This window comes from Brevibacillus borstelensis (genome assembly GCF_037834415.1).
Lineage (GTDB): Bacteria > Bacillota > Bacilli > Brevibacillales > Brevibacillaceae > Brevibacillus > Brevibacillus borstelensis_A.
In genome coordinates, this window is record NZ_JAUMSJ010000003.1 from 1 (window position 1) to 25,223 (window position 25,223).

Consider the following 25,223-nt stretch of genomic DNA (forward strand, 5'->3'; position numbering starts at 1 on the left):
GTGTTAAGAGCGAGGCCCGACCTCTTCAATCGTTTTTATCGACGCTCGGCAGTTAAGGTGCAGTTTGATAGCGCAAAGTGGTAGTACATGGGACTCGATAGTAAATCGGATAAACGCATCTGGCTCTCGATTGATTCTGTCAACAATCAGGCGGCGTCCGGTTTTCTCCGGATCGATTCCCTCCGCGCCAGTAAAGGTGCCATGTGCCTCGCCACTGAAGAAAACCAGATTGAACAGTCGGTTCCACTTTGTATTGCCATCCTTCAATTCTTCGAGAATCTATGTGCCAGTCTGGAAGCATTTTCATACTCCTCCCGCCAAAGGCATAGTTCGGCATCCGTTACATCGATCGGCATGAATGTCCGACAATACCAAAAAGGTATGACAAGGAATTCAAAATGAAATAGACTCATTTGCCGGTAGTGGTCAGTTACAACCGGAAGATAAGGTAATGCGTGACCTTCAGAAGCATATTCGGGATTTGGAAGAGGAGACTATAAAATCTTAAAAAAGGCGATGCACTACTTCTCAAGAGAGAAAATTACTTTGGATTGGTTTACGCAAAAAATCCTTTCTTCCATGGTAAAGGAGAAGAAGGAAGCTGGGTGGGCTTTTGCCTCTTTTCCCAATCTATCACCCACTCTGACGAATTTTTGACCTGGCTTCAATAAGGGCAGGTTATCTGCCGTGTATCCGCAATCGGCCAGTACACTGCGGAAAGGCTCCCGTTAGCAACTTCTTTGTCCACTTTTTTGGCAGCATGGATTTCAATGAGGTTCCGATTTCAATTTCTGCCTTTTCACGCTTCCCCTCCCTGGGAACACAGGTAATGTTTTGTAGAATGCTACAAGCATGTAATCTAAAGACAAATATTTTGCCATTTTGCAAATGAAGTGCAGATGATGAATCTCCTAAACCATGAACCGGAATTCCAGCTATTACTGTCTTCCTTACAAGGTTTTTTGTCAGGACCGAATGTTATCTTTATGCAAGAAACTCTGTTTGCTATGCCCGCCCTTTCTGTTGGGAATTAATTAGAACTCAAAAATGGAAAGGAATACATCAAACGACAATTTGGTTTCAATGAGGATGCGTTTGTCATCATGTACTTTAGGTTTCCTAAACAATGAGTTTTACATCTCGTGTGTTACGTTTTAACCACAAACTGAGAAACCCAGCCTTTTCCATTACGTACTATTTCATAAAGTCGATTGCGAAGGGTGGATTTGTTATGTTTGAGTTTATTGCCCATGTCCTCCACCTATTTATTTCACTTATTGCTGATATTTGAACTGGGAGCAAATGCTAAATTCACCCCTTCCGAACTTACCGTTTTGTGAAAATAACAAGCAGCTTTTTTTCTTTAGACTCAAGTAAATAGCCCCCAACTCACTTGCGTCCCTATACATTATGATAAAATACTTCATTAGAGGTGAATCCATTGATAATTCAAGTCAATTTTGCTCCCTACGATACGGAATTCTTTTCTTGTTCTGCAAGAGTCGGGCGAAAAATCAATAAACTAAAAGTAGAATTCTATGATTGGCTTTATGACAAAGATGTTGATCATAGCTTCTGGATATATCACAACGGTGAAAAGTTTGCTGTTAACTATAGATCCAATGCATTTATCTACTGGTTAAATACCATAGATTATTTCATCTCATATTCCGTTTGAAACTTGGATAAGTCACTTTTACAAACCACACGGGATAACATCACCTGATGAACTTGACGAGTACCGTATTGCGAGATCATGAAACATCCACCTCTTATACAAAGAGATTCCATCCATGTCACATGAATATTCGAGCGTTTCGATGCAACATCGAACCTCTCTTTCTTCTTCATTTTTCCGTCAAAAAAATAATATTTGCAAAGGAAGTTTCCAGCAGCCAAAAGCATGCTACAATGAAATCTGGAAATTGTCGCGAAAGGAGTTGAACAGATGGAGACGGCGATTGAAAAGGCGCTCGGAGTCATGTTGGAAAACTGGGACCGGTTGAAGAAAAGCCAGGTGGATGACGCCGAGGAGGACGCAAATCAGTTCGAGGCTTCCTTTTACGTGTTGATCGAACAGATCCGCGCCTGGTTCACCCGGCTGGAAGAGACGCCCCAGTCGCTTGACGATGCTGTGCTGCTCCCGGAAATGGAGAAGATCGTGCAGCGGCTGCCAGGCGAACTGATCTTGAATTTCGAGACAGAGCTGGAATTGATCGTCGATGGAGAAACAAGAGTGGAAGACGAAAAATACGACTAAGATCAAAATGAAAATCGGTAGAAACAAAGGAAGCAGGATATGATCAAAAAGAAATGGCTCCTCGTTGTCTCTCTGATCGCCCTTCAATTTGCATGTGCTTTTTCGCCTGTTCCTGCCAAAACGGGTTCTACTCCCACACCTATTTTGGAATACCATTCCATCGCGGACAAAAAAGACGACATCTACTGTGTCGATCCCGTTACCTTTGAAGAACAAGTAAAAACCATCTTGCAACTGGGCTATCAGCCAATCACTGCATCAGAATTGCTCGAAATGTGGAAAAGCAAGCAAAATACGGTTTCCAAGCCCATTTTGTTGACGTTTGACGATGGCTACAAGGACAACTACACCACTGCCTTTCCGATCTTGAAAAAATATCAAATCAAAGCAACCGTATTCTTGGTCACTTCCTCCATCGGAAAACCCAATTTTTTGTCGTGGGATGAGATTAAGGAAATGCAAGACAGCGGTTTGATAGATTTTGAGTCGCATACGGACACTCACTCGAATCTGTTGAAATTGAAAGCGGATCAAGTGAGAAATGAGTTTGTGGAGTCGAAACAGATATTGGAGCAGCACCTGAACAAGCCTGTACGAATCCTTGCCTACCCGTACGGTTATCATCGGGCGTACATGTTCCCTATGTTAAAAAAGGCCGGTTATGAAATGGCGCTATCCACAAATCCCGGATTCGCCGGCCAGCGGCAAGGAATGTTTGCTGTACGTCGCATTACGACAACCAGCGACCCTCTGGTGCACCTTCGTTGAATTCATGCTCTCTTCGCAAAACGATTGGCTTGCAATCGTGTAAAGACATAAACAAAGGATTGCTGTCAGACCGGCGGCAATCCTTTCTCTTCGTTTGAACGCAGATCAACACTGGATGCTTTGAATGACTGTATAACAGCATGAGGTTGATTTCTGCCCACAGCTTGCGGCATTCCGCTGTTTCCTCTTATCAAACGAGCAGCCACCCGGTGCTTGTTTTTCAGGCTTATTGCCTAGGTGCCGATGTACGTCCTGCTTCTTGCTTTCCGGTCGCACACTCCTGACAAAAGCGCTTCGAGCCGGAAAAGGCTGTATAGTGCTTCTCCTTTGCGCACTTTCTGCATGTCCAATAAAGAGCACACGACATCGAATAGTTTTCCTGTGGCGTATTCTTTTCCAACTGGACGGCAGCGCGATGCTTGATTAACAGATTTGCCGTATTGATCGCATCGGTAAGCGCAGAGTGCAGCCTTCCCTGAACCTCCAAGCCGGATTGTACGACGGCATCTTTCAGCTTCATTTGTGGACGTCCACCCAGCAACTGGCTGATCGCCGGTTGAATATCGTTATAATTTTTCAACCAATTCAGGCTTATCCCATATCGCGCGCAATGCTCAATGAATAACAGTCTGTCATCTCCTCCCCACGAGCATAAATAGTAATCGTTGCCGAGCCACTCGATAAACTGGCGGATGCCTTGCGCAAACGGAACGACCCGCTCTAAATCGGCTTCTTTCATCCCAATAAATTTTCTCGTTCTCAGGCCGATTCTCCCTCTTAATTCAGGATGTGTGTAGCACTGAAAGGTATTCAACTGTGTCGACTGAGGATCCGACAGATTGATCTTTCTTGCGCCAATTTCGATAATTTCAGGAGTTTGTCCCTTTTCATATGTAAACGTAGTCTCTAGATCAAACACAACTGCATCCATATTGTCACCTCACGTACACCATCATGTAGTCAACCAGTTTATTATAACGCAGCTACTGCCATACTACTCGCAAATACTTCCGGTAAAGCTTGTCCAGCTGTTCGGTTGGATCTGCAATGACGCTTCTGTACAACCCGGCGGACTCCGTAAAATGTCTGATCTGCTCTTCTATAAAAAGATTCAACACATCGATACGCGCTTCGAGGTTCAGCTCCTCTCCCGCTATCTTTCTTTTCAGCAACTCCCCGATTACTCGTTTTACCTCTGATTCGCCTAGCAGATCATTGACCAATTCCTGAAACAAAATCGGGGGATTTGTATGGTACTTCTCAATCCACATACACGCCAATAAAGGCCGTAGAACGTAGAAGTATTTCTTTATCCGTACCTGTTCGCCTTGCAAGTAATCCCGATAGTTGCCTTTCGCCATGCTGAGATAATGGTGGAGGGACGCCTTTGGCGAGAATACCTGATGCCTGATATTCAGCATCTCCTCCTTAAAGCCGTAAGCATCGTGATAGACGATATCGGAAATCAACCATTCCAACAACGGCGGATTTGATTTTCTGAACAGCACTAAAGCCTTCCTGATATCCCATCCGCTAATATCAAGCACATCATTGATCGGCTCCTCAATGACATCCCTTTTGTCGTCGATGGACAGATACCAATCAATGGGTCTGATATATACAAACCTCACGTCGTAGTCGCTGTCCCGCGACGGAAATCCCCATGCCCGGCTTCCCGATTCCACTGCAAATAAGATGCGTACCTGCTGCTCATCTTCTATCCTTTTAAGTGCTTTTTGAATCGTTTCGATCATGTTCTTCCTCCGGCTTTCTGCTCAAAATCAAGCCTTGCATCACTTGTTATTCAATTTTGTCAGCAGCTCGATGATTTTTTCGTTTTGATCAATTTGTGCAACAATATTGGAGTTAAGCTTTCTTATCGCATCGTAAATGCTGAGCGCGCCAGCCAGCATCAGAATCAGGAACAGTATTTCCATCATGTTTATACTCCTTCCGTCAAGCTATTTTTGTAACGATCTCACAGACAGCATTTGAGGGCGCATCTCACCGTTCGATTTGTCTCGGAGTCTCTGCTATAAATATTTGTGCTATTCATCTCCTACTATTTTCAGAGCGCTTCCTCTAAACCAATATAAAGGAATATAATGAACGAAGCCACTGAAGTTTATTATTTGCCTGGCAAAAGCTCGTCTTGCTATCGGAATATGAAAAAACAAATGCCGCTCTATAGCCGAAAAGTATTACCAGGAACATAAGCTGCCGATGTGAATAAAAAAATACCCTCCGGATGCCGGAGGGTCAAGAGATGGTGCTTGGAGGAGTTTCATCGCGTCGAGTACAGTACATAGTACGCCGTCACACGGTCCTCTGCTTTAGACGTATCCCCAGTGGGCGGCCCATTCGGCGCCCGTTTTTCGGTTTTAAAACGCATGTTCGATATGGGTTATCACCGGCGTCTGACCTGTATGGGCTTCACCGCCGCGGTCCTGATATTGAATCCCCACGACATCAAAGCGAAACGGTCTGCTCGGCTTTGTCTTCGCTTGCAAATATGCAAGCGCCATCTCTCTCAGCTTTTTTTTCTTCTGGCGAGTAATGGATTCTAAAGCTGACCCGTATTTCATGCTGGTGCGAGTACGGACCTCGACGAAGACGAGGACATCCCCTTCCCATGCGACCAAGTCGATTTCACCTCTTGCTGTCCGATAATTCCGCTCTTCTATGCGAAGCCCCTTTTGCAGCAAATAAGCTTCCGCTATGCGCTCGCCCCACTGCCCAAGTTCCCTACGGACATCATTCATCCCTTTTTCTTGCCTCCTTTGTCGAGACGGTAGACAAAAGCGAGGACTTCCGCTACTACCTGGTACAGTTCCGGAGGGATTTGCTGGTTCATGTCGAGCTTGCCCAGCACTTCTACCAGAGAGGGGTCCTGCTGAATCGGGATGTTGCTGTCCTTGGCAGCCTTCAACAGGTTTTCCGCCACGTAGCCCTTGCCTTTCGCGACCACCGTAGGCGCCTCCATTACTCCAGCCTGATAGCGCAGCGCAACGGCTTGCTTCCGTTTTTCTCTTTCAAAAGGAGGGGTGCTCATACGCGATAATCTACCCCCTTGTAGTCAGCTAACATGTATCCGCTGTTGTTGCCCAGCCGTGGTGCTGCCCGTTTGGCGTCAGGAATGTCCTGAACCTTCATGGAAGAAAGCTGATAGCCGATGCCTTGCAATTGGGTAACCAGCCCCTCCCGCATGTTCTGAACGAGCGGCTCCACCCAGTCGTTGTTGTTAAACACCTGGATATTCACAATTCGGTTGACGATCCCGACATCCAGCATCGTCGTTCCCATCGCGCTTAGGTCAAGGTGGAAAAACAATCGGCAGTTTTCCGGGTCCAGCTCTCCCCCGCTTTTCTTCCTGGATTCGATCTGAACGTAGGCCGTATCTTCGCCTTCATTGGTCCGGATGGGAATTTGCATGACCACTTGCGCGAGCGGCTGGTTGGAAGGCTGTGCCAGCATGAGCTGTTGGCCGGTAACTTGCTGGAGCAGCGTATCTGCTGCATCGCGCAGTCCTGTTGGCATGCCATGTATCGAACTTGTGGAAAGCTCCAGTAAAAGCGACTTAACGGACTCCAGCTGCCTGTGTGCTTCCTGCGTTCCCTTCATTGCTTGTCCAATCGCTTCACGCTCGTGGGACAGTCCCAGCTGCCGAAACATCTCCAGAATCGGATGCTCATTTTTCGAAGTCTGAGCGGATGAAGGCGGTGCCCCTTTAACTGTGCCTGCTTCCGCTCCTTCCGATTGGAAAACCCGAACCATCTCGTCGGCGGAAGCTGCTGCGCCTCCTGTGACCGTCCGAGTCTGGCTCAGCGTCTGATTGCCAGCTTCTGTGAACGGCTGCTGTCCAGCAAGCGCCCCAGCCATTCCTCCTTTTGTCTGCCCAGCTACAGCAGCAGAGCTGGACGAAGACTGCGGCAACGGTGAATATGCAGGATTCCCTTCCGGCAGCTTTACCGCCAGCGTGGAAACTTTATCGCGGAGCTGTCCTACGATCATCCGAAGCTGGGCATTGAGGGATTCCGGAGACGCAGTTCCACCTCCCCCACCCGGAGGCTTTGCCTGGCTTCCAGCTTGAGCAGGGTTCATCTCAGCCGTTTCCTCCGATTGCAAAAAGCTGTCGGCTTGCTTTAGAAAGGCCTGTATGACTTGGGTGAACGGCTTTTCCGACAAAAATGCCTTCAGTCCTGCAACCGAATCGAAATTCACCGGCAAGTTTCGTTTAAGAGCCAGCAGGAACGCGTCCAGTGTGCCTTGATCCGCTCCCAAACGCTGTGTCACTGCGGCATAGCTTTGCACAATATCCCGATTTACCGGCAGATTTGACCCTACCAACGCCTGCACGATCGCCCGATTCTCTTTTGTATCCGCAAATCCAAGAGACTTCATCAGGCCTTCGAGCGACGCCTCCGCCGCGGTTCCACCCTGCGGAGAGTTCAACACCTTCATCGTAACGACACCGCTGGATGGCTGAACTTGAAGCCAGGCGCGCTGGCCCGCCTCCAGATTGGCTTCCAGCTTTGCCTGTACCTGCATGCCCCCGATTTGGACCAATGCCATATTTTCCGGGTATGTTCTCACTACCGCTCCGGTAAATACCTGACCAGGCGTAAACTCAACCGGTTTGGGAGCTGCAGCGCCGGTGCGCTGCATGAGGGACTGTACCATTTGCGCAGGGGAAAACATGTCATGCCTCCTAATTGCCAGGCCGGCTCAGAAGCTTCAGGCCTGCGCCTTCACTCCGGTAAACGTCTTCCGATGAATCGGGGTGGTACCGTAGCGCTCCAGGGCTGCCAGATGCTCTGCCGTACCGTAGCCAGCGTTTTTTTCAAAGCCGTATTGAGGATATAATTCTGCGTATTTTGCCATCATTCGGTCACGCGTCACTTTTGCTACGACCGAGGCTGCGGCGATAGAGACACTTTTGCCGTCGCCGCCGATAATCGGCAATTGCCTGTAAGGCAGATCCTTTAGCTGTACAGCGTCGATCAGGCAAGCGTCTGGAACAAGCGACGCATCAGCTATGGCCAGCTTCATCGCTTCTTTCGTCGCTTCCAGGATATTGATCGCATCGATGCGTTCGGCGGAAACAATACCGATCCCGACGGCAACCGCTTTGGATGTAATCACCTCGTAAAATGCTTCTCTCGTAGCAGCAGGAAGCTTTTTCGAGTCGTTCAAACCGGGCAGGTAAAAGTCTGGCGGCAAACAAACAGCCGAAGCTACTACAGGCCCGGCCAGAGGACCGCGTCCGACTTCGTCAATCCCCAGAAGATGCTCGTATCCTTCGGCCCAAAGCGACCGTTCAAAAGTGGTCATCTCCTCCCACTGAAGGGCAAGCTTGGCTTGTCTGGCCTCGGCCTGCTCCAGTTGACGGGCAAGCTCTTGTACGCCTTTCCGTTTATCTTCTTTCAGCAATTGTAAATAATCTTTGGGGACCTCGTCCATTTTTTCTAGCAGATCCCGTATTTCTTTTATCGACATTTCTGCCAGATTCATTGATTTCATCACCTTGCACTATGTATTTACGAAAAAACCCGTCTACCCACGGGATAGACAGGTGTGCATCTATATGCCTTTTACATAAGGGCTTGCGGCTTGCCGATCGGTTCTTCCATTTCCCAATCGATGGGGCGCTCCAGCGTTACAGTCCCCAATTTGCCTGACCGCAGCTCGCGCAAAAACAGTTCGGCTGCCTTGTCATAGTCGATTTCCCCGCCCGATATAAGGCACCCGCGCTTTTTGCCGATCTCCTCGAGCATGTTTACGCGGTCACCAGGCAGCTCCTTTAGTATGAACCGCTCCATCAAGCGTTCCGGGTAATAGTGCATCATGTAGCTGATCGCAAACAGGGCCACTTCGGTAAAATCGATCAGCTCATCCTTGATGGCGCCGCTGGCTGCCAGACGAAGGCCGACCATCTGATCTTCAAACTTCGGCCACAGAATGCCTGGGGTATCGAGCAGCTCCAAGGTGTCGCCCATCTTTACCCATTGCTGAGCCTTGGTTACAGCCGGCCTGTCACCCGTTTGGGCCACTGCCCGCTTGGCCAGCCGATTAATCAGCGAGGATTTTCCCACGTTCGGAATCCCGAGAATCATAATCCGGATCGCTCGGGCCTGCATGCCGCGCTCCGCTCGCTTGGACAGCATGTCTGCCGCCAGCTCCTTGCAAACTTCCGGCAGCTTGTTCACGCCTTTCCCGCTCAACGCGTCGATCGGGAGAGTCCGGAGGTTGCGCTCGCGGAAGTATCGAACCCACTCTTCTGTTACCTTGTCATCCGCCAGGTCGGCTTTGTTCAGCAGAAGCAGCCGCGGCTTTTCGCTTACGATTTCATCAATCATCGGATTGCGGCTCGACAGCGGCAACCGGGAGTCGAGCAGTTCGATCACCACGTCAATCTGCTTCAGCTTTTCCGTAACCTGTCTGCGGGCCTTTGCCATATGCCCGGGAAACCACTGAATGGCCATGACGTCTCACCTGCCTCTTTTGTCATACATAAGGTCGTCCGATCAACGGGTCATACGAAAACCGGAGACTGGCCAAAATACGAACTCGGCCCGGCCAACCACACGGTCCAGCGGCACGGGGCCGATCGCTCGGCTATCGTGGCTGTTCAGGCGGTTGTCGCCAAGGACAAATATTTGTCCTTCTCCGATCTGGACAGGACCGAAATCATCTGTCAGCGGGATTTTCATACCCGCCGCTTCCTTGCGATTTTGCTCCAGGTAAGGCTCGTCAACGACTTTCCCGTTTATCAATAACTGGTCATTTTTCACTTCCACCGTATCTCCCGCTACAGCCACAACCCGCTTGATGTAATCGCGCTTTTCTTCGGCATGGAAAACGATAATATCGCCGCGCTTGGGCTGGGAGAGGTAGTAAATCGCTTTATTGACCACCAATTTTTCGTTGTTATGTAAGGTGCGTTCCATCGATTCGCCGTCAACGATGAAGGGGGCAAACAGAAACGTTCGGATTAAAAACGCCAAAATAACCGCTATACCTAGTGCCTTGAGCCATTCCCATGTCTCGTTTTTGGTTCGGCTGGAGGCGACTTCTTCGCTCATGTTTCGATCCCTCCGCTTCTGCCGGTATCTTCCCCGAAATAGGGTTTCTCCATTCTAATGCAATGGAAAAAGAGGCCCGGCTAGCAGGCCAGACCCCTTTTTTATCGAACGCTTGCTATTATCGACGAATTTCCTTGATGCGGGCTGCCTTACCAACGCGATCGCGCAGATAGTACAGTTTCGCACGGCGAACTTTACCGTGGCGCACAACCTCGATCTTGTCGATCTTTGGAGTGTGTACCGGGAACGTACGCTCAACACCTACGCCGTAAGAAATCTTACGAACGGTGAAGGTTTCGCTGACACCTGTACCACGGCGGCGGATCACAACGCCTTCAAACAGCTGGATACGCTCGCGCTGACCCTCGATAACCTTTACGTGAACACGAACAGTGTCACCAGGTCGGAACGCAGGAATGTCCTGTTTCAGTTGCTCTTTTTCCAATTCACGAATTACTTGGTTCATCCTCAATTCCCTCCTTCCGATCAGACGTTCTTACCCGTCTATTCAAGAGCCGATCTATCAATCGGGATACGAGTAGCGGACCGCCTTAGTCAGCGGGCAAAATTGCCACAAGAAGTATATTAGCATATTGACCTGCAAACTACAAGGTTTATTCCTTAGACAAGCCCGAATTTTTTTCCTCTTGTTCCAGCTCGCGCAGCAGCTTTTGCATTTCCTCCGTCATTTCCATGGCCGCAAGCAGGTCGGGCCTGCGTTCTTTTGTTCTCCTCAGAGATTCCTTCAGCCGCCAGCGAACGATATTGGCATGGTGGCCCGAGAGCAGGATGTCAGGCACCTTCCATCCGCGGAACTCCGCAGGACGCGTATAGTGAGGATGCTCCAGCAATCCGGTGGTAAAGGAATCCTCCACTGCCGAGCTCTCGTTGCCCAACGCTCCCGGCTGGAGACGGACGACACTGTCGATGACGACCATGGCAGCCAGTTCGCCTCCGGTCAACACATAGTCCCCGATCGATATCTCATCGGTCACGAGGTATTGGCGGATGCGTTCGTCATAGCCCTCGTAGTGCCCGCAAACAAACACCAGATGCTCTTCGCGGGCCAGCTCCTCCGCCAGCTTTTGACTATGCGGCTTTCCTTGGGGACACATCAGGATGACGCGCGGCTTCACCTCGGCGGTTACCGCCTCCACCGCCCGAAACAGCGGTTCCGGCTTGAGCACCATGCCGCCTCCGCCGCCGTACGGCGTATCGTCCACGGTACCGTGCTTGCTCTCGGAAAACTCCCGAAAATTCGTCACGTGGAAGTCGACGATGCCCTTCTCCTTCGCTTTGCCGAGAATGCTGCTCCCCAAAACTCCTTCAAACATCTCGGGAAACAGCGTCAAAATGTCTATTCGCACCGATTGCCCTCCTCTACAGCAAGCCTTCCATCAGGTGGCAGACAACGCGTTTGCCGGCAATATCCACTTCCTTGATGCAATCGTCAATATACGGCAAAAGGATTTCTCCGCGCTTCCCTTTTACGACCCATACATCATTGGCGCCAGGCTGCAGGACATCGACGATTTTCCCCAGCTCCTCTCCCGTATCTGTCACCACCTGACAGCCTACCAGCTGGTGTATGTAAAATTCGTCTTCCTCCAGCTCCAGCAAAGCATCGTCAGGAATCTTCAGTTCGCCGCCCTTGAATTTTTCCACGTCGTTAATAGACGGGTATCCCTCGAAGCTGAGGATTTCAAAATCCTTATGGGAGCGACGAGTCGCGACCTTGAGCACGATCGGCTTTTCCAGGGAAGGGTGGAACAATTGCAGCTCGCTGCCCTTTTTAAAACGCTCATCGGGGAAATCAGTCGTGGAAATGACCCTGACCTCTCCCCGCAGTCCCTGCGTGTTTACCAGCTTTCCCACTGTATAGTAACGCTTTTCACTCATGCGGTTCCTCCTTTCGGTTCGCGAAAACCCAAGTTTCGAGTAACAGCTGTTGAGACAACACGGCTGTTTACTCGTAAGTTGCCGGTCCCTTTCGAATCTCGTCGACAACACCGTCTTTTAACAGGATTACCGTTCCTGACATTTTTTCTTCCCAAACGTCGCCGATTTCAATCTGAACCGGGCTTTGTACCGTCATATAGTCCAATTCCGCACCGGCAGGCAAGGTTTCCACCAGCTTCAGCTGCACGTTCAATTGCTCCAGCTTTTCCTGCCGGCGGCGCTCTTCCTGCGAAATTTTCGTCTGTACCTCTTGCAGCAAGTCTCCCGACCGTTTGCGGGCATCAGCCAAAAGCTTTTTCGCCTGAAATTCCCACTGCTGCCATTCGTCATGCTGTTGACGGAGCTGCCTTTGATACTGCTCGGTTAGCGCGGCGCGAGACGCTTCGGTCAATACGATTTTCACCTGGACCGTGCGTAAGATAGTGAGCACGTCTGCCATTTCCTCCCGTAAGGACTAGTTGACATCTGGACCTATAGAAAAAAGACTGGGACACCTCCCAGCCTTTCCTAGACAATCTCAACCGTGACCCGCTTGTCCGTTTGCACAGATGCGGCGGTCACGACAGTGCGAAGAGCCTTCGCGATTCGTCCCTGCTTGCCGATGATTTTCCCCATATCATCGGGATGCACCGACAGTTCGTAGACGAGCGTGCGCTCTTTCTCCACCGCGTTGACACGAACTTCATCAGGATGATCGACGAGAGCCTTTGCGATCGTTTCGACCAGTGCTTTCATCATCAGACCTCCAGATGAACGGCTTACTTGCCGTATTTGGTTTCGTGTACTTTCGCCATAACGCCTGCTTTGGAGAGCAGGTTGCGAACGGTATCAGTCGGAGCTGCACCATTCAGAATCCATTGCACCGCTTTCTCAGTGTCAATGTTAACAACAGCCGGTTGAGCAACCGGGTTGTAGTAACCGATTTCCTCGATGAAACGGCCATCACGCGGAGAACGGGAGTCAGCAACGACTACACGGTAGAATGGAGCTTTCTTGGAACCCATACGCTTCAGACGGATTTTAACTGCCATGTTGTTCACCTCCTATATGGATCAACGCGATCAGAATCACGTTGGCAATGCTTATCTGAACCATCGCCGCCTTTGCTTGCGCAAAAAACAGGCGAAGAGATCATCCCTGTTATTTGAATGGCGGCTTGAAATTGAACGGGAAGTTGTTTCCTCCCTGATTGCCGCCTTTGCCCAAGAACGGAAGTCCGAAGCCTTTTTTCTTCGCCTTCTTCTTCATCTTGTCTGCGACGCCGGTAAACTGCTTCATCATCTTCTTCATCTCGTCAAACTGCTTGATGAACCGGTTTACTTCCTGAATCGTTGTCCCGCTGCCCGCCGCAATGCGTTTTCGGCGGCTGGCGTTGAGCAGCTCGGGATTGGAGCGCTCTTCTTTGGTCATCGATTTGGCGATCGCCTCGACACGGGCAATCTGTTTTTCATCCACCTTCACGGAGCCCTTCATCTTGTTCATTCCCGGCATCATCCCGAGAAGGTCCTCAAAAGGCCCAAGGTTGCGCATCTGCTGCATGGCGTCGAGGAACATGTCAAACGTAAATTCCCCTTGGCGCATCTGGCGTTCCATCTCTTTGGCCTTCTCTTCATCGACGGCTTCCTGCGCCTTTTCGATCAGGCTGAGCACATCGCCCATCCCGAGAATCCGGGAGGCCATGCGATCGGGGTGAAACGGCTCCAGTGCGTCCAGTTTTTCGCCCATCGCGGCAAACTTGATCGGCTTGCCTGTCACTGCTTTCACGGACAAGGCTGCACCGCCGCGCGTATCGCCGTCAAGCTTGGTCAGGATCACGCCCGTCAGCTCCAACTGGCTGTTGAAGCTCTCTGCCACGTTGACGGCATCTTGACCTGTCATCGCGTCGACTACGAGCAAGATTTCGTCCGGCTTGGCTACTTCGCGCACTTGCTTCAGCTCTTCCATCAGCGCTTCGTCAATATGCAGCCGGCCCGCCGTGTCGATAATCACATAGTCGAGGTGATTGGCTTTCGCATGGTCGATCGCCTGTTTGGCAATCTCGACCGGGCTCACCTGATCACCCAGAGAGAAAACGGGAACATTCAGTTGATCGCCCAAAACCTGCAGCTGCTTGATGGCTGCCGGACGGTAAATGTCGGCTGCGACCAACAGCGGTTTGCGATTTTGTTTTTGCAAGTACTTGGCCAGCTTGCCGGTCGTCGTCGTCTTACCGGCCCCTTGCAGACCAGCCATCATGACGACTGTTGGCGGTCGATGAGACGCGGCCAGTTGGGCGACGTTTCCGCCCATTAATTCGATCAGCTCTTCGTTGACGATCTTGATGACCATCTGGCCGGGAGTAAGGCTCTTCAGCACCTCTTGCCCGACTGCCCGCTCTTTTACGCGGGCAACGAAATCCTTTACGACCTTGAAATTGACGTCGGCTTCCAGCAGGGCCAGACGGACCTCGCGCATCGCCTCATTGACGACGGTCTCGTCGATCTTGCCTCTGCCGCGCAGCTTGTCAAATGCGCTCTGCAGCCGGCTGGCTAAGCTTTCAAACGCCATACGAGCCCTCCTAATCCATCTCTGACAGTTGGTGGAGCAAAGTCATCAAGTCAGCTCTCGCCCCGCTGTCCGCAAGTCCCCCGACGATGCTCTCCATCCGGTCAAGCAATGCCTGCCGCTGTTCATGCCTGGCGGATAAACGCAGCTTGTCTTCGTATTCGAAGAGCTGTTTTTCCGCCCGCTTGATGTGATCGTACACGGCCTGTCTGCTGACCTCGTGCATCTCGGCAATTTCGCCCAGCGACAAATCGTCCAGATAGTACAGCTCCAGATATTCGCGCTGCTTGCCCTTGAGGAGCGGTGCGTAAAAGTCAAACAAGAGATTAACTTGATTGGTTTTTTCGAGCATGTAACCAATCCTTTGCTGAGAGGTACTCGAATCATCCTGTAAAGACTTTTTCCTTTACAGCACGATACCTATACTACCTAATTCCCCATGTACTGTCAAGCTTTTTTATTGACAAGATTTTCGGAACAACCATCACGGGTTTTGGTCGTGAAATATCAAGCCTCTGCCTGCTGCCCGCCCTCTGTCTCCTGAGCGATCAATCCGGCGAACAAGGCATGGACAAACTGCTCCGGATCAAACGGCTGCAGGTCGTCCATCCGCTCGCCCAATCCCACGTATTTCACCGGGATGTTCAATTCATTGCGAATCGCGATGACGATGCCGCCCTTTGCCGTACCGTCCAGCTTCGTGAGGACAATCCCTGTCACCCCGGCGGACTTGCCGAACGTTTTCGCTTGCGAGAGAGCATTTTGTCCCGTCGTGGCATCGAGTACGAGGAGGACTTCATGCGGCGCGCCCGGCAACTCCCGCTGCAGGACGCGGTGGACCTTGCTCAGCTCTTCCATCAGGTTTACTTTGTTTTGCAAACGTCCCGCCGTATCGCACAGGAGGATGTCTGCTCCGCGCGACTTCGCCGCCTGCAGCGCATCGTAGATCACGGCAGCTGGATCGGCTCCCTGCTGGTGCTTGATCACGTCGACTCCCACGCGCTCGCCCCATACCTCCAGCTGTTCGATGGCGGCTGCGCGAAACGTGTCGCCCGCTGCCAGCAGCACTTTTTTGCCTTGCTGCTTGAACATGTGAGCCATCTTGCCGATGGTCGTCGTCTTTCCGACGCCGTTCACGCCGACAAACAGGATGACGTTCAGGCGGCCGTCCTCGACGTTCAGGCCCGCATCCAACTCATCGTCATTTTTCAGCAGGGCAACCAGCTTTTCGGACAAAATCGGCTGCAGGTCCATGGCGTCTTCGATCTTTTGCTTGCGAACCTCCGCGCGAAGCTCATCGATCAGCTCCATGACGGTATTTACCCCGACATCGGCGGTGATCAAAATCTCTTCCAGCTCTTCAAAGAAGTTCTCGTCGATCTTTTTGTAGCGACGGACGAGGTCCTCCACCTTTTCCACCAGCAGGTCTCTGGTCTTGGCCAATCCGTCTGTAAACTTTTGCGTGACTGCTTCTGATTTCTGTACGATCGCATCCCGCAAGCGTTTAAAAAAGCTCATCTTCATCTTCCTTTTCTGTCTAAAGTCAAAGCGCCATGCCTCTCCGTAGCTGTCATGGCCGGGCAGCTACGCTGACTCGATGTATTTGCGCGTGTCCTCCAGCTTGACGGAAACGATCTTGGAAACGCCGCCTTCCTGCATCGTCACACCGTACAACACATCGGCGCTCTCCATCGTGCCCTTTCGGTGGGTCACGCAAATAAACTGCGTCTGGCCGCTGAATTGATGCATGTATTCGGCAAAGCGGTTGACATTGGCCTCATCTAAAGCAGCCTCTACCTCATCGAGCACGCAGAACGGCACTGGCCTTACCTTGAGGATGGCAAACAGGAGGGCCATCGCTGTCAGCGCCCGCTCCCCGCCGGAGAGCAGCGCGAGATTTTGCAGCTTTTTGCCGGGCGGCTGCGCGACGATGTCAATCCCTGTTTCCAGGAGGCTGTCCGGATTGGACAAGACCAGATCGGCACGCCCTCCGCCAAACAGCTGGACAAACACATCCCGGAACTGCTCCTGAATGGCGTCAAAGGTTTCCTTGAATCGGCGGGACATCTCCTGGTCCATCTCCTCAATCACCTGGTAGAGCATCGCTTTGGCTTCGTTCAAATCTTCTTCCTGGGCGCTGAGGAATTGCTGCCTCTCCGACAGACGCTCGTACTCTTCAATCGCTCCGAGGTTCACCGTACCGAGCGCGGCAATTTCCTTCTTCAGGCGATTGACGATTTGCTGCTCGCTTGCGATTTCGCCCCGCGGCGGATATTTTTGCTTCGCCAGATCATAGCTCATTTCGTACTCTTCGGAGAGTTTATTCAACAGATGATCCAGCTCGACATCGAAGCGGTTGACCTTGACCTCTTCCTGATGCAGGCTGTCTTCCAAGGCTTTGAGCCGCTTGCGGATCTCTTTCACCTCCAGCTCCACCTGCTCCTGACGGTGGTAAAGGGTAGCCCGCTCGCTCCTGCGCTCCTGAATCAGCGAAGCGACTCGCTCTTTATCCTGGCGCAGCTCGGAGATCTTCTGCTCAAGCTCGGCGCTGCTCGTTTCATTCGTCGCCTCCAGCTCGTCGTAAGAAGCGAGCGTTTTGTTCAGCTCTTCCCACTCGCGCGCAAGCGTCTTCTTCTGCTCTTCCAATCTCTCTACCTGCTCGACCCGGGATTGATGCTCCTGGCTCACCTGGGCATCCAGCACCTTCAGGCTGGTGATCCGCTGATTCATCTCTTCCTTGGACTCCAGCTGTTCCTGGCGCTTCGCTTCCGCGGCGGCAATCTGATCCGACAGCGCCTTTTCCTCCTCGGTCATCAGCGCGAGAGCCGCTTCCAGCTCCTCCAGCTTTTTGCGGGCTTCATTCATTTCCCGTTCATAACCGGCAATATCCTGATCGACAATGAGCAGACGGTCCGAGAGATTTTTTCCTTCTCCCTCTGTCTGTTGCAGGATGACCTTCACTTCCTGCTCCTTGAGGCGAAGCTGTTCTCCCTGGTTGCGCAGCTGCTCCTGGTGCTGCTCGATCTGAAGCAGCTCCTTCGTTACATTTTCTACCAGAGTAGTATGCCCAACAATGGCCTCTTCGATCTGGGCCATTTGCGCTTCCAGCTCTTCTGCCTGTCGGTTTCTCCCCAGCAGGTTCGTCGAATTTTTCTTCAACGCCCCGCCCGTCATGGAACCTCCGGCGTTGACGATATCGCCCTCCAGTGTCACGACCCGATAGCGGTACCCCATTGCCCGGGCGACGCGATTGGCCTGCTCGAGCGACTCTGTCACGATCACATTTCCAAGCAAAGACTCCACAATCGTACGGTACGTCGCATCATAGGAAACCAGCTCGCTGGCAATGCCGACGACGCCCGCCTCCTTGCCTAAAAGTCGCTTGTCCTCTGGCTGAAGACTGCGCGGACGAATAACATCCAGAGGAAGGAAGGTAGCCCGTCCCGCATTGTGCTGCTTCAGGTAAGCGATCGCGGCACGTCCTGCTGCTTCATTTTCCACCACGACGTTTTGCAGCGCGCCGCCCAGAGCCACTTCCATTGCCGTTTCGTATTTCTCCGGTACGACGACCAGCTCGGCTACGGCTCCGTGAATGCCTTGAAATCCCCGTTCCCGCGCCTTCAATATTTCCTTTACGCCTTGCTGGAAGCCGGCAAAGTCGGCCTGCATTTCCTTGAGCATATCCAGTCGCGAGCGGATCGCTTCTTTTCGCTGTTCAGCCTGCCTCAACTCTCGTCTGGCTGTTTCCAGACGGGCTTGCCCTTCCCGAATGCGCTCAAGCGATTCTTTGTAGCTGGCGAGCGTCTCCTCGAGATCCGCTTCGATCTCCTGCAGCTGCCGGCGAAGCTCGTCTATTTTGCCGACCCGGGCCGCTTCCTCCTGGTCCAGGCGCTCTTTCTCGCTCGAAAGCCTGTCCGCCCGGGCGAGGCCAGTCTGAAGCAGCTGCTGTTGGTGGCGAATCTCATTTCGCAAATTGGCTAGATCGTTTACTTTTTCAAAGTAGTCGCCCTTGAGCCGTTCTACGTCATCTGTCAACGATTGGACCATGGCGAAAAACTGGTTCTCCGCCTCGCGCAGGGAGGCTTGCGCTTCCGAGAGCCGTTTGCTCGTCTCTTCCGTACGAGCCCGCTCTCCCTCCAACTCTGCTTCGACGGCATGCTGCTTTTCCGTGATGCGATGGAGCTGCTCGATGGTTTGCGCGCGGTTGGCTGCCAGATTGCGCAGCCTTTCCTTCAGTACTTCCCGCTGGCCCTCTACTTTTTCCGTTTCTTCGCTGACGGTCAAGAGAACCTGTTGCAATTCCTCAATCGATTCATCAATCTGGCTGACGTGAAACTTTGCTTTTTCCAGATCGGCTTCCCGGGAGGACGCTTGCGCCGACTGCCCGGCCAGCTCTTCCTGAAGCTCCTGGACACGCCGGCCCGCTTCTTCCCACTTCGCGTGAGCGGCCTCGATCTGCTGCACATAAAGGGAGATTTCATGTTCAACCAGCGTCTGATGCAGCTGTTTATAGGTGCGGGCAGTTTCGGCCTGTTCTTTCAAAGGGCCGACCTGCTCGTTGATCTCGCTGACAATATCATGAATACGGACGAGGTTCTGTTCCGTTTCATCCAGCTTTTTCTCCGCTTCCCGTTTGCGGGTCTTGTATTTGACGATGCCTGCCGCCTCTTCAAAGATGCCGCGGCGGTCTTCGGACTTGGTGCTGAGGATCTCCTCGATCTTCCCCTGTCCAATGATCGAATAGGCTTCTTTGCCTAGCCCCGTATCCATGAACATCTCCATGATGTCCTTGAGTCGGCATGCTCGTTTATTTATGTAATATTCGCTGTCGCCGGAACGGTACACCCGACGGGTAACGGACACTTCCGAATACTCTACATCGAGAGACCTGTCGCTATTATCCAGCGTTAATGTCACTTCCGCATAATTCACCGGTTTTCGCGAGTCGCTGCCGGCGAAAATGATGTCTTCCATCTTGGCTCCGCGAAGCGACTTGGCGCTCTGCTCGCCGAGCACCCAGCGGATCGAGTCCGACACGTTGCTTTTGCCGCTGCCGTTTGGTCCGACTACAGCGGTTACACCAGGGACAAACTCCAGCTCTGTCCGGTCTGCAAACGATTTGAACCCTGCCAGTTCCAGGCGTTTCAAATACATACGAACGGTCCTCCCACCAAAAAGCTCCTGTCGCAAAAAAACTGTCACTAAAAATCGATTCGTTCTAAAAGAAAGCTCCTGCCTGGGACAGGAGCGCAAGATTTTTCAAGGACATTCCCTCTACAGTGTACCATATAACCGCAATCGAGCGGTATCTTTCTCCGTCTGCCGGCAGATCCGGCCATGACGTCAGCTTGGCTGCATCAAGCGAAAGACAGGGTGCCTAACATGTACACTGCCGATGATACAGCACCAAGGCCCGGCAACATATAAAAAAGAGCGAGACAAGCACAGGCGCTTCCTCACTCTCCTTTGGACTCATTTTACATTCTACTTAGCACCGAGTAGGATCAATGCCTTTGCGGCTGCCTGTTGTTCCGCTTCTTTCTTGGAACGGCCTGTGCCAACACCCAGCGACCGATTGTTTAAAAGCACCTCGGACACAAACTCACGGTTGTGAGCAGGGCCTTTTTCCTCCAGAATGCGGTAATTGATTTCACCGAGGTTATCCTGCTGAACAAATTCCTGGAGCTGGCTCTTGAAGTCCGTCAGGTTGGTAAACTCCCCTTTGTCCACTCGTGGATAGACGTATTTTTCCATAAAGGTGAAAACCGCATCCAAACCTTGGTCCAGGTAAAGGGCTCCGATAAATGCTTCAAACACATCCGCCAACAAAGCGGGCCGCTGTCGGCCCCCCGTCAATTCTTCCCCTTTTCCCAAGAGTACCAGCTCGCCGAAGCGAAGCAGCTCAGCAAACTTCACGAGTGAAGGCTCGCAGACGATCGCCGCACGCAGCTTGGTCATTTCACCCTCGCTCATCTTGGGAAACGTCTTGTAAAGGAACTGGGAAACGGTAAGCTCCAGAACAGCGTCGCCGAGAAACTCCAATCGCTCGTTGTCCTGGATGCGCTTGCCTCGTTGCTCGTTGACGTAAGAAGAATGGGTGAACGCTTGCCGCAAAACACTCTCGTCGCGAAACCGGATACCTATGGTTTCTTGCAGCTCGGCAAAATTCATCACCCTCACCACCATCCCCGAAGACTTCCTACTCCTTTTGTGAGTAGGGACCATTTATGCCTCGTAACGCTTTAAAATAATGGTTGCATTGTGACCGCCGAACCCGAACGTATTGGACAGAGCTACATTTACTTCAGCCTTGCGAGCCACATTCGGGACATAATCCAGATCGCACTCTGGATCGGGGTTCTCCAGATTAATCGTCGGCGGCAAAATTTGATCGCGCAATGCGAATGCCGTCGCAATCGCTTCCACGCCGCCTGTCGCTCCGAGCAGATGTCCCGTCATCGACTTGGTCGAGCTGACGGCAAGCTTGTAGGCATACTCGCCGAACACTTCCTTGATCGCCATTGTTTCAGCGATATCCCCCTGGTCCGTGGAAGTACCGTGTGCATTAATGTACTCCACTTGAGAAGGTTCGATACCTGCGTCTCTCAACGCGTTTTTCATGCAACGGGCAGCGCCCTCTCCCCCCGGAGATGGAGAAGTGATGTGATGGGCGTCCGCGCTCATGCCGTAGCCGATGACTTCAGCGATAATAGTCGCCCCGCGTTTTTTGGCGTGCTCAAGCTCCTCCAGAATAAGTACCCCCGCGCCTTCGCCCATGACAAAACCGTCTCGGTCGCGGTCGAACGGACGACTGGCCTTGGTCGGCTCATCATTGCGGGTAGACATGGCTTTGGCGGAACAGAAGCCGGCAAAGGCCATCGGGCGGATCGTCGCTTCTGCGCCTCCGGTGATCATGACGTCAGCGTGATCGTGCTGGATCAAGCGCAGCGCGTCTCCAATCGCGTTCGTTCCTGTCGCGCATGCGGTAATGGCACTGGAAGTAGGTCCTTTAGCGCCGTATTGGATGGAAACGGCACCTGAGGCCATATTGGCAATGAGCATCGGGATAAAGAATGGGCTGACGCGGCGCGGTCCCTTTTCAAGCAGCACCTGATGCTGTTCTTCCCAGGTGCTGAGCCCCCCGATACCTGATCCGATGTATACACCAACACGTTCGGCATTTTCAGCTGTAATTTCCAGCTTGGCGTTTTCTACAGCCATTTTGGCAGCAGCCAGTCCAAACTGAACGAATCGGTCTGTACGTCGAATTTCCTTTTTATCCATGTACTCTTCCGGGTTGAAGTCTTTGATTTCCCCTGCAATGCGCGTTGGATAGTCAGAAGCATCAAAAGAAGTAATGGGTGAAATTCCCGACTTTCCTTCCAGCAGGTTATTCCAGAATGTTGTTGCGTCATTACCCAGCGGCGAAACTACGCCCACGCCGGTAATCACCACTCTGCGTTTCATAAGGTATCACCTCTATAGTAAAGTCAGCCTACGCTTCCTTGCAGCTTTGTTGGTGTGTTGCAGGGCCAATGAACTGGGAACGGTTCGGAATAAGGAAGGGGGAAGTCCCGAAAGTCCGGGACTTCCACTGAGTGGAACTACTTGTTAGCTGTTATGTAGGAAACAACTTCACCAACAGTAGTGATCTTTTCAGCGTCTTCGTCGGAAATTTCCAGATCGAATTCGTCTTCCAGTTCCATCACCAGTTCAACAACATCCAGGGAGTCAGCACCCAGATCTTCTTTGAAAGAAGCCTCCAAAGTGATTTTGGACTCATCTACACCCAGACGATCTACGATGATTTTTTTCACGCGCTCAAATGTATCTGCCATTTTGCTTCACCCCCTCTCCCCGTAATTATAGTGGATGAGCCTCTGAAAAACTAGCAGGCTCTTCTTACATGTACATGCCGCCGTCTACGTGAAGCGTCTGTCCGGTCATATAGCCGGCTGCATCCGAGGCGAGGAACAAAACGACGCGGGCGATATCCTCGGCCTGTCCGAATCGGCCCAGCGGTATTTGCCCCAGCATGGACGTTTTGACCTCTTCCGGCAATGCGGCAGTCATATCCGTATCGATAAAGCCGGGAGCGACGGCATTTACGGTAATGCCGCGGGAGGCCAGCTCCCGAGCAGAGGTTTTTGTCAGACCGATCACCCCCGCCTTCGCCGCGACGTAGTTGGCCTGGCCCGGATTGCCCATGACTCCGACTACAGACGTAATGTTGATGATCCGGCCGGATCGCTGCTTCATCATCGGGCGGGTTGCTGCCTTGATGCAGTTGAACACGCCCTTGAGATTGATTGCGATCACGTCGTCCCATTCCTCTTCCTTCATTCGCATCAGCAGGTTGTCGCGGGTAATGCCCGCATTGTTGACGAGGATATCGATCGTTCCGAAGTGATCCAATGCCTCTTTAAACATATTGTTTACTTCTTCGGCGTTGGATACATTGGCCCTTACCATGATAGCGTCGCGACCCAGTTCTTTCACTTTCGCGACCGTTTCCGCCGCGGCCGCTTCGCTTCCCGAGTAGTTCACGACGATATTGGCTCCCGCTTCGGCCAGCGTCAAGGCGATCGAGCGTCCAATTCCGCGGGAAGCGCCTGTAACGAGCGCCGTTCTTCCTGTCATCATAGGATACCTCCGTTCAAAAGCTCCGTCAGTGATTCCATATCCTGTACGGAGACGATTTTCGTCTCGGCCGGGGCGATTTTCTTGAGCAAGCCGGCCAAAACTTTTCCAGGTCCTACCTCAACAAAGGTAGTCACTTTCTGCTCCACCATCCATTGAATGGTATCTTCCCACAATACAGGCGCCGCGACCTGTTGGATCAGGCTGTCTACGATGGCACGCGCATCGGAAACAGGGCGAGCCGAGACGTTCGCCACTACAGGGACAACCGCATCGTGAACGCTGACTTTTGCGAGCACGGCCTGAAGCTTGTCGGCGGCCGGCTGCATCAAGCTGGAGTGGAACGGTCCGCTTACGTTGAGCGGCAAAACACGCTTGGCACCGGCAGCTTTCGCCTGCTCGCCAGCCAGCTTTACGCCCTCCGCCGATCCGGAAATGACGATTTGACCCGGGCAGTTCATGTTGGCTAGCTGCACCGGATTGCCGTTAGCGCTGACTTCCTCGCAGACTGCATGCAAGGCTGACCGCTCCATCCCGAGAACGGCTGCCATAGCGCCTTGTCCCGCCGGAACGGCTTCCTCCATGAATTGGCCGCGGGCCCGCACGGTTTTCACCGCGTCCGTAAAGGAAAGGGCTCCCGTCGCCACCAGCGCGGAATATTCACCCAAACTATGACCCGCATAGTAATCAACCTGTATATCCGACTTCTTCTCGCGGAGCGCCTCCAGTACGGCTATGCTCGCCGCCAAAATCGCCGGCTGGGTATTGGCCGTCAACCGGAGCTCTTCCTCCGGGCCTTCAAAACAAAGGCGAGAGAGAGGGAAGCCGAGTGCTTCATCGGCCTGTTCAAAAATCCGGCGAGCAGCTTCCGACTGTTCCGCCAGCGCCTGGCCCATCCCCACAAATTGAGAGCCCTGGCCCGGGAAAACAAAGGCTGTCTTGCCCATTACTTCTCTCCTCCTTCCGCTTCCTGCGTGGACCATTTGAGCAAGGTCGCGCCCCAGGTCAATCCGCCGCCGAAGCCGACGAGAATGACGTTGTCGCCTTCCTTCAGACGCCCTTCCTGAATCGCTTCGTCAAGTGCCACGGGGATCGACGCGGAGGACATGTTGCCATAACGGTCCAGGTTTATCGCCACTTTATCCTCGGAAAGCCCAAAGCGCTGAATGGCCGAGTCGATAATACGCTTGTTCGCCTGATGCGGTACCAAGAGATCGATGTCCTCTTTCGCGGTACCCGACTTTTCCAGTACGGCTTCCGTAGCGGAGTTCATGACGCGCACCGCAAACTTGAAGACTTCCCCGCCTGCCATCGAGATGTAATGGAGATTCTTTTCCACAGATTCGACGGATGCCGGAATCCGGGAACCGCCGGCCGGCTGTGACAGCAGAGCTCCTCCCGATCCGTCTGCACCCAATTCAAACGCCTGAAATCCGAGGCCGTCCTTAACCGGCCCGAGCACTGCAGCCCCTGCGCCGTCTCCGAACAGGACGCACGTATTGCGGTCTTTGTAGTTGGTGATTTTGGAGAGGGTTTCCACCCCTACGACAAGGATATAACGGTACAGACCGTTGGCGATAAACTGGCTGCCCGTTGCGATTCCGTACAAAAATCCGGTGCATGCCGCCGACACATCCAATGCAGCCACTTTTTTCGCCCCCAGCTTTTCCTGCAAGATGCAGGCGGTAGAAGGGAACGTCGTGTCAGGCGTTACCGTGGCTACGATAATCATGTCCAGTTGTTCCGGACTGATATTTGCCTTGGCCAGCGCTTTTTTCGCCGCTTCCAGGGCCAAGTCGGAGGAAGCTTGCTCCGGTCCGGAAATACGGCGTTCCCGGATGCCCGTGCGGCTCACGATCCACTCATCCGACGTCTCCACCATTTTCTCCAGATCAAAGTTGGTCAACACTCTCTCCGGTGTATAGGATCCCGTTGCCAAAATCCCTACCGAACGCATTCCTTTCATCCGC

At 52.3% G+C, this 25,223-nt stretch carries 27 protein-coding genes; 2 read left to right on the top strand and 25 right to left on the bottom strand.

Translation table 11 applies throughout. The features are described from left to right. Nucleotides 1–1,948: 1,948 nt before the first annotated feature. Nucleotides 1,949–2,260, top strand: coding sequence for a hypothetical protein (locus tag Q3F21_RS03525; protein WP_340250093.1), 312 nt, complete (start codon nt 1,949–1,951; stop codon nt 2,258–2,260). A 39-nt stretch (nt 2,261–2,299) separates the two neighbouring features. After that, a complete protein-coding gene (locus Q3F21_RS03530) occupies nt 2,300–3,028 on the top strand; it encodes a polysaccharide deacetylase family protein (protein WP_340250094.1) in 729 nt (242 codons plus the stop codon). Nucleotides 3,029–3,254: 226 nt separating this feature from the next. On the opposite strand, the gene Q3F21_RS03535 is transcribed toward Q3F21_RS03530, so the two are convergent. The 25 genes from Q3F21_RS03535 to Q3F21_RS03655 all read right to left on the bottom strand — a co-directional run bounded on the left by Q3F21_RS03535 (nt 3,255) and on the right by Q3F21_RS03655 (nt 25,219). Further along, complete coding sequence (locus Q3F21_RS03535) at nt 3,255–3,959, bottom strand: exonuclease domain-containing protein (protein ID WP_340250095.1); 705 nt, start codon at nt 3,957–3,959, stop codon at nt 3,255–3,257. A 52-nt stretch (nt 3,960–4,011) separates the two neighbouring features. Next, on the bottom strand, nt 4,012–4,782 hold the full coding sequence (locus Q3F21_RS03540; RefSeq protein ID WP_340250096.1) for a nucleotidyltransferase domain-containing protein: 771 nt from the start codon (nt 4,780–4,782) through the stop codon (nt 4,012–4,014). A 39-nt stretch (nt 4,783–4,821) separates the two neighbouring features. Then, nucleotides 4,822–4,968, bottom strand: a complete 147-nt coding sequence (locus Q3F21_RS03545) for a hypothetical protein (RefSeq protein ID WP_340250097.1) — start codon at nt 4,966–4,968, stop codon at nt 4,822–4,824. A gap of 441 nt (nt 4,969–5,409) precedes the next feature. Continuing rightward, entirely contained in the window at nt 5,410–5,790 is a 381-nt protein-coding gene (locus Q3F21_RS03550; protein WP_340250098.1) for a YraN family protein, read from the bottom strand. Further along, nucleotides 5,787–6,080, bottom strand: coding sequence for an EscU/YscU/HrcU family type III secretion system export apparatus switch protein (locus Q3F21_RS03555; protein WP_340250099.1), 294 nt, complete (start codon nt 6,078–6,080; stop codon nt 5,787–5,789). The genes Q3F21_RS03550 and Q3F21_RS03555 overlap by 4 nt, the downstream gene beginning before the upstream one ends. After that, a complete protein-coding gene (locus tag Q3F21_RS03560; RefSeq protein ID WP_340250100.1) occupies nt 6,077–7,726 on the bottom strand; it encodes a hypothetical protein in 1,650 nt (549 codons plus the stop codon). Before Q3F21_RS03560 ends, Q3F21_RS03555 begins: the two co-directional genes overlap by 4 nt. A gap of 36 nt (nt 7,727–7,762) precedes the next feature. Beyond that, nucleotides 7,763–8,539, bottom strand: coding sequence for a ribonuclease HII (locus Q3F21_RS03565; protein ID WP_340250101.1), 777 nt, complete (start codon nt 8,537–8,539; stop codon nt 7,763–7,765). Between the two features lie 80 nt (nt 8,540–8,619). Beyond that, nucleotides 8,620–9,510 (bottom strand): ribosome biogenesis GTPase YlqF, encoded by an 891-nt coding sequence (gene ylqF, locus Q3F21_RS03570; RefSeq protein ID WP_340250102.1) that lies wholly within the window; start codon nt 9,508–9,510, stop codon nt 8,620–8,622. A gap of 42 nt (nt 9,511–9,552) precedes the next feature. Beyond that, entirely contained in the window at nt 9,553–10,110 is a 558-nt protein-coding gene (gene lepB, locus Q3F21_RS03575) for a signal peptidase I (RefSeq protein ID WP_340250103.1), read from the bottom strand. Nucleotides 10,111–10,228: 118 nt separating this feature from the next. Then, complete coding sequence (gene rplS, locus Q3F21_RS03580; protein ID WP_003386021.1) at nt 10,229–10,576, bottom strand: 50S ribosomal protein L19; 348 nt, start codon at nt 10,574–10,576, stop codon at nt 10,229–10,231. A 148-nt stretch (nt 10,577–10,724) separates the two neighbouring features. Next, nucleotides 10,725–11,477, bottom strand: coding sequence for a tRNA (guanosine(37)-N1)-methyltransferase TrmD (gene trmD, locus Q3F21_RS03585; RefSeq protein WP_340250104.1), 753 nt, complete (start codon nt 11,475–11,477; stop codon nt 10,725–10,727). Nucleotides 11,478–11,490: 13 nt separating this feature from the next. Further along, nucleotides 11,491–12,009, bottom strand: coding sequence for a ribosome maturation factor RimM (gene rimM, locus Q3F21_RS03590; RefSeq protein ID WP_340250105.1), 519 nt, complete (start codon nt 12,007–12,009; stop codon nt 11,491–11,493). A gap of 67 nt (nt 12,010–12,076) precedes the next feature. Next, nucleotides 12,077–12,508, bottom strand: a complete 432-nt coding sequence (locus Q3F21_RS03595) for a YlqD family protein (protein WP_340250106.1) — start codon at nt 12,506–12,508, stop codon at nt 12,077–12,079. Between the two features lie 68 nt (nt 12,509–12,576). Continuing rightward, on the bottom strand, nt 12,577–12,804 hold the full coding sequence (locus Q3F21_RS03600; protein ID WP_003386025.1) for a KH domain-containing protein: 228 nt from the start codon (nt 12,802–12,804) through the stop codon (nt 12,577–12,579). A 23-nt stretch (nt 12,805–12,827) separates the two neighbouring features. Further along, nucleotides 12,828–13,100, bottom strand: a complete 273-nt coding sequence (rpsP, locus tag Q3F21_RS03605) for a 30S ribosomal protein S16 (protein WP_003386026.1) — start codon at nt 13,098–13,100, stop codon at nt 12,828–12,830. 109 nt (nt 13,101–13,209) lie between these two features. Beyond that, nucleotides 13,210–14,616 (bottom strand): signal recognition particle protein, encoded by a 1,407-nt coding sequence (gene ffh / locus Q3F21_RS03610; protein WP_340250107.1) that lies wholly within the window; start codon nt 14,614–14,616, stop codon nt 13,210–13,212. A gap of 10 nt (nt 14,617–14,626) precedes the next feature. Beyond that, nucleotides 14,627–14,965, bottom strand: coding sequence for a putative DNA-binding protein (locus Q3F21_RS03615; protein WP_340250108.1), 339 nt, complete (start codon nt 14,963–14,965; stop codon nt 14,627–14,629). Between the two features lie 155 nt (nt 14,966–15,120). Continuing rightward, on the bottom strand, nt 15,121–16,131 hold the full coding sequence (gene ftsY / locus Q3F21_RS03620; protein ID WP_340250109.1) for a signal recognition particle-docking protein FtsY: 1,011 nt from the start codon (nt 16,129–16,131) through the stop codon (nt 15,121–15,123). 66 nt (nt 16,132–16,197) lie between these two features. After that, nucleotides 16,198–19,767, bottom strand: a complete 3,570-nt coding sequence (gene smc, locus Q3F21_RS03625; RefSeq protein ID WP_340250110.1) for a chromosome segregation protein SMC — start codon at nt 19,765–19,767, stop codon at nt 16,198–16,200. Between the two features lie 330 nt (nt 19,768–20,097). Further along, nucleotides 20,098–20,799: a ribonuclease III gene (rnc, locus tag Q3F21_RS03630; RefSeq protein ID WP_003386032.1), complete on the bottom strand. Its 702-nt coding sequence runs from the start codon at nt 20,797–20,799 to the stop codon at nt 20,098–20,100. Between the two features lie 39 nt (nt 20,800–20,838). After that, nucleotides 20,839–22,080, bottom strand: coding sequence for a beta-ketoacyl-ACP synthase II (gene fabF, locus Q3F21_RS03635; RefSeq protein ID WP_340250112.1), 1,242 nt, complete (start codon nt 22,078–22,080; stop codon nt 20,839–20,841). 137 nt (nt 22,081–22,217) lie between these two features. Further along, a complete protein-coding gene (gene acpP, locus Q3F21_RS03640; protein WP_340250113.1) occupies nt 22,218–22,451 on the bottom strand; it encodes an acyl carrier protein in 234 nt (77 codons plus the stop codon). 64 nt (nt 22,452–22,515) lie between these two features. Continuing rightward, nucleotides 22,516–23,256 carry a 3-oxoacyl-[acyl-carrier-protein] reductase gene (gene fabG, locus Q3F21_RS03645; RefSeq protein ID WP_340250114.1) on the bottom strand — a complete coding sequence of 247 codons (741 nt, stop codon included), beginning with the start codon at nt 23,254–23,256 and terminating at the stop codon, nt 22,516–22,518. Then, nucleotides 23,253–24,200: an ACP S-malonyltransferase gene (gene fabD, locus Q3F21_RS03650; protein ID WP_340250115.1), complete on the bottom strand. Its 948-nt coding sequence runs from the start codon at nt 24,198–24,200 to the stop codon at nt 23,253–23,255. The genes fabG and fabD overlap by 4 nt, the downstream gene beginning before the upstream one ends. Continuing rightward, nucleotides 24,200–25,219: a beta-ketoacyl-ACP synthase 3 gene (locus Q3F21_RS03655; protein ID WP_340250116.1), complete on the bottom strand. Its 1,020-nt coding sequence runs from the start codon at nt 25,217–25,219 to the stop codon at nt 24,200–24,202. Before Q3F21_RS03655 ends, fabD begins: the two co-directional genes overlap by 1 nt. Between the last annotated feature and the right edge of the window lie 4 nt (nt 25,220–25,223).

What these genes read in the sequence shown, in the direction of transcription:
- acpP (WP_340250113.1), bottom strand. Translation starts at nt 22,451, where the DNA reads ATGGCAGATACATTTGAGCGCGTGAAAAAAATCATCGTAGATCGTCTG.
- Q3F21_RS03555 (WP_340250099.1), bottom strand. Translation starts at nt 6,080, where the DNA reads ATGAGCACCCCTCCTTTTGAAAGAGAAAAACGGAAGCAAGCCGTTGCG.
- Q3F21_RS03600 (WP_003386025.1), bottom strand. Translation starts at nt 12,804, where the DNA reads ATGAAAGCACTGGTCGAAACGATCGCAAAGGCTCTCGTCGATCATCCT.
- Q3F21_RS03595 (WP_340250106.1), bottom strand. Translation starts at nt 12,508, where the DNA reads ATGGCAGACGTGCTCACTATCTTACGCACGGTCCAGGTGAAAATCGTA.
- Q3F21_RS03565 (WP_340250101.1), bottom strand. Translation starts at nt 8,539, where the DNA reads ATGAATCTGGCAGAAATGTCGATAAAAGAAATACGGGATCTGCTAGAA.
- Q3F21_RS03525 (WP_340250093.1), top strand. Translation starts at nt 1,949, where the DNA reads ATGGAGACGGCGATTGAAAAGGCGCTCGGAGTCATGTTGGAAAACTGG.
- fabG (WP_340250114.1), bottom strand. Translation starts at nt 23,256, where the DNA reads ATGATGACAGGAAGAACGGCGCTCGTTACAGGCGCTTCCCGCGGAATT.
- ffh (WP_340250107.1), bottom strand. Translation starts at nt 14,616, where the DNA reads ATGGCGTTTGAAAGCTTAGCCAGCCGGCTGCAGAGCGCATTTGACAAG.
- Q3F21_RS03540 (WP_340250096.1), bottom strand. Translation starts at nt 4,782, where the DNA reads ATGATCGAAACGATTCAAAAAGCACTTAAAAGGATAGAAGATGAGCAG.
- rplS (WP_003386021.1), bottom strand. Translation starts at nt 10,576, where the DNA reads ATGAACCAAGTAATTCGTGAATTGGAAAAAGAGCAACTGAAACAGGAC.
- ftsY (WP_340250109.1), bottom strand. Translation starts at nt 16,131, where the DNA reads ATGAGCTTTTTTAAACGCTTGCGGGATGCGATCGTACAGAAATCAGAA.
- ylqF (WP_340250102.1), bottom strand. Translation starts at nt 9,510, where the DNA reads ATGGCCATTCAGTGGTTTCCCGGGCATATGGCAAAGGCCCGCAGACAG.
- Q3F21_RS03545 (WP_340250097.1), bottom strand. Translation starts at nt 4,968, where the DNA reads ATGATGGAAATACTGTTCCTGATTCTGATGCTGGCTGGCGCGCTCAGC.
- Q3F21_RS03550 (WP_340250098.1), bottom strand. Translation starts at nt 5,790, where the DNA reads ATGAATGATGTCCGTAGGGAACTTGGGCAGTGGGGCGAGCGCATAGCG.
- lepB (WP_340250103.1), bottom strand. Translation starts at nt 10,110, where the DNA reads ATGAGCGAAGAAGTCGCCTCCAGCCGAACCAAAAACGAGACATGGGAA.
- Q3F21_RS03535 (WP_340250095.1), bottom strand. Translation starts at nt 3,959, where the DNA reads ATGGATGCAGTTGTGTTTGATCTAGAGACTACGTTTACATATGAAAAG.
- fabD (WP_340250115.1), bottom strand. Translation starts at nt 24,200, where the DNA reads ATGGGCAAGACAGCCTTTGTTTTCCCGGGCCAGGGCTCTCAATTTGTG.
- fabF (WP_340250112.1), bottom strand. Translation starts at nt 22,080, where the DNA reads ATGAAACGCAGAGTGGTGATTACCGGCGTGGGCGTAGTTTCGCCGCTG.
- Q3F21_RS03615 (WP_340250108.1), bottom strand. Translation starts at nt 14,965, where the DNA reads ATGCTCGAAAAAACCAATCAAGTTAATCTCTTGTTTGACTTTTACGCA.
- Q3F21_RS03530 (WP_340250094.1), top strand. Translation starts at nt 2,300, where the DNA reads ATGATCAAAAAGAAATGGCTCCTCGTTGTCTCTCTGATCGCCCTTCAA.
- rpsP (WP_003386026.1), bottom strand. Translation starts at nt 13,100, where the DNA reads ATGGCAGTTAAAATCCGTCTGAAGCGTATGGGTTCCAAGAAAGCTCCA.
- Q3F21_RS03560 (WP_340250100.1), bottom strand. Translation starts at nt 7,726, where the DNA reads ATGTTTTCCCCTGCGCAAATGGTACAGTCCCTCATGCAGCGCACCGGC.
- smc (WP_340250110.1), bottom strand. Translation starts at nt 19,767, where the DNA reads ATGTATTTGAAACGCCTGGAACTGGCAGGGTTCAAATCGTTTGCAGAC.
- rnc (WP_003386032.1), bottom strand. Translation starts at nt 20,799, where the DNA reads ATGGTGGTGAGGGTGATGAATTTTGCCGAGCTGCAAGAAACCATAGGT.
- Q3F21_RS03655 (WP_340250116.1), bottom strand. Translation starts at nt 25,219, where the DNA reads ATGAAAGGAATGCGTTCGGTAGGGATTTTGGCAACGGGATCCTATACA.
- rimM (WP_340250105.1), bottom strand. Translation starts at nt 12,009, where the DNA reads ATGAGTGAAAAGCGTTACTATACAGTGGGAAAGCTGGTAAACACGCAG.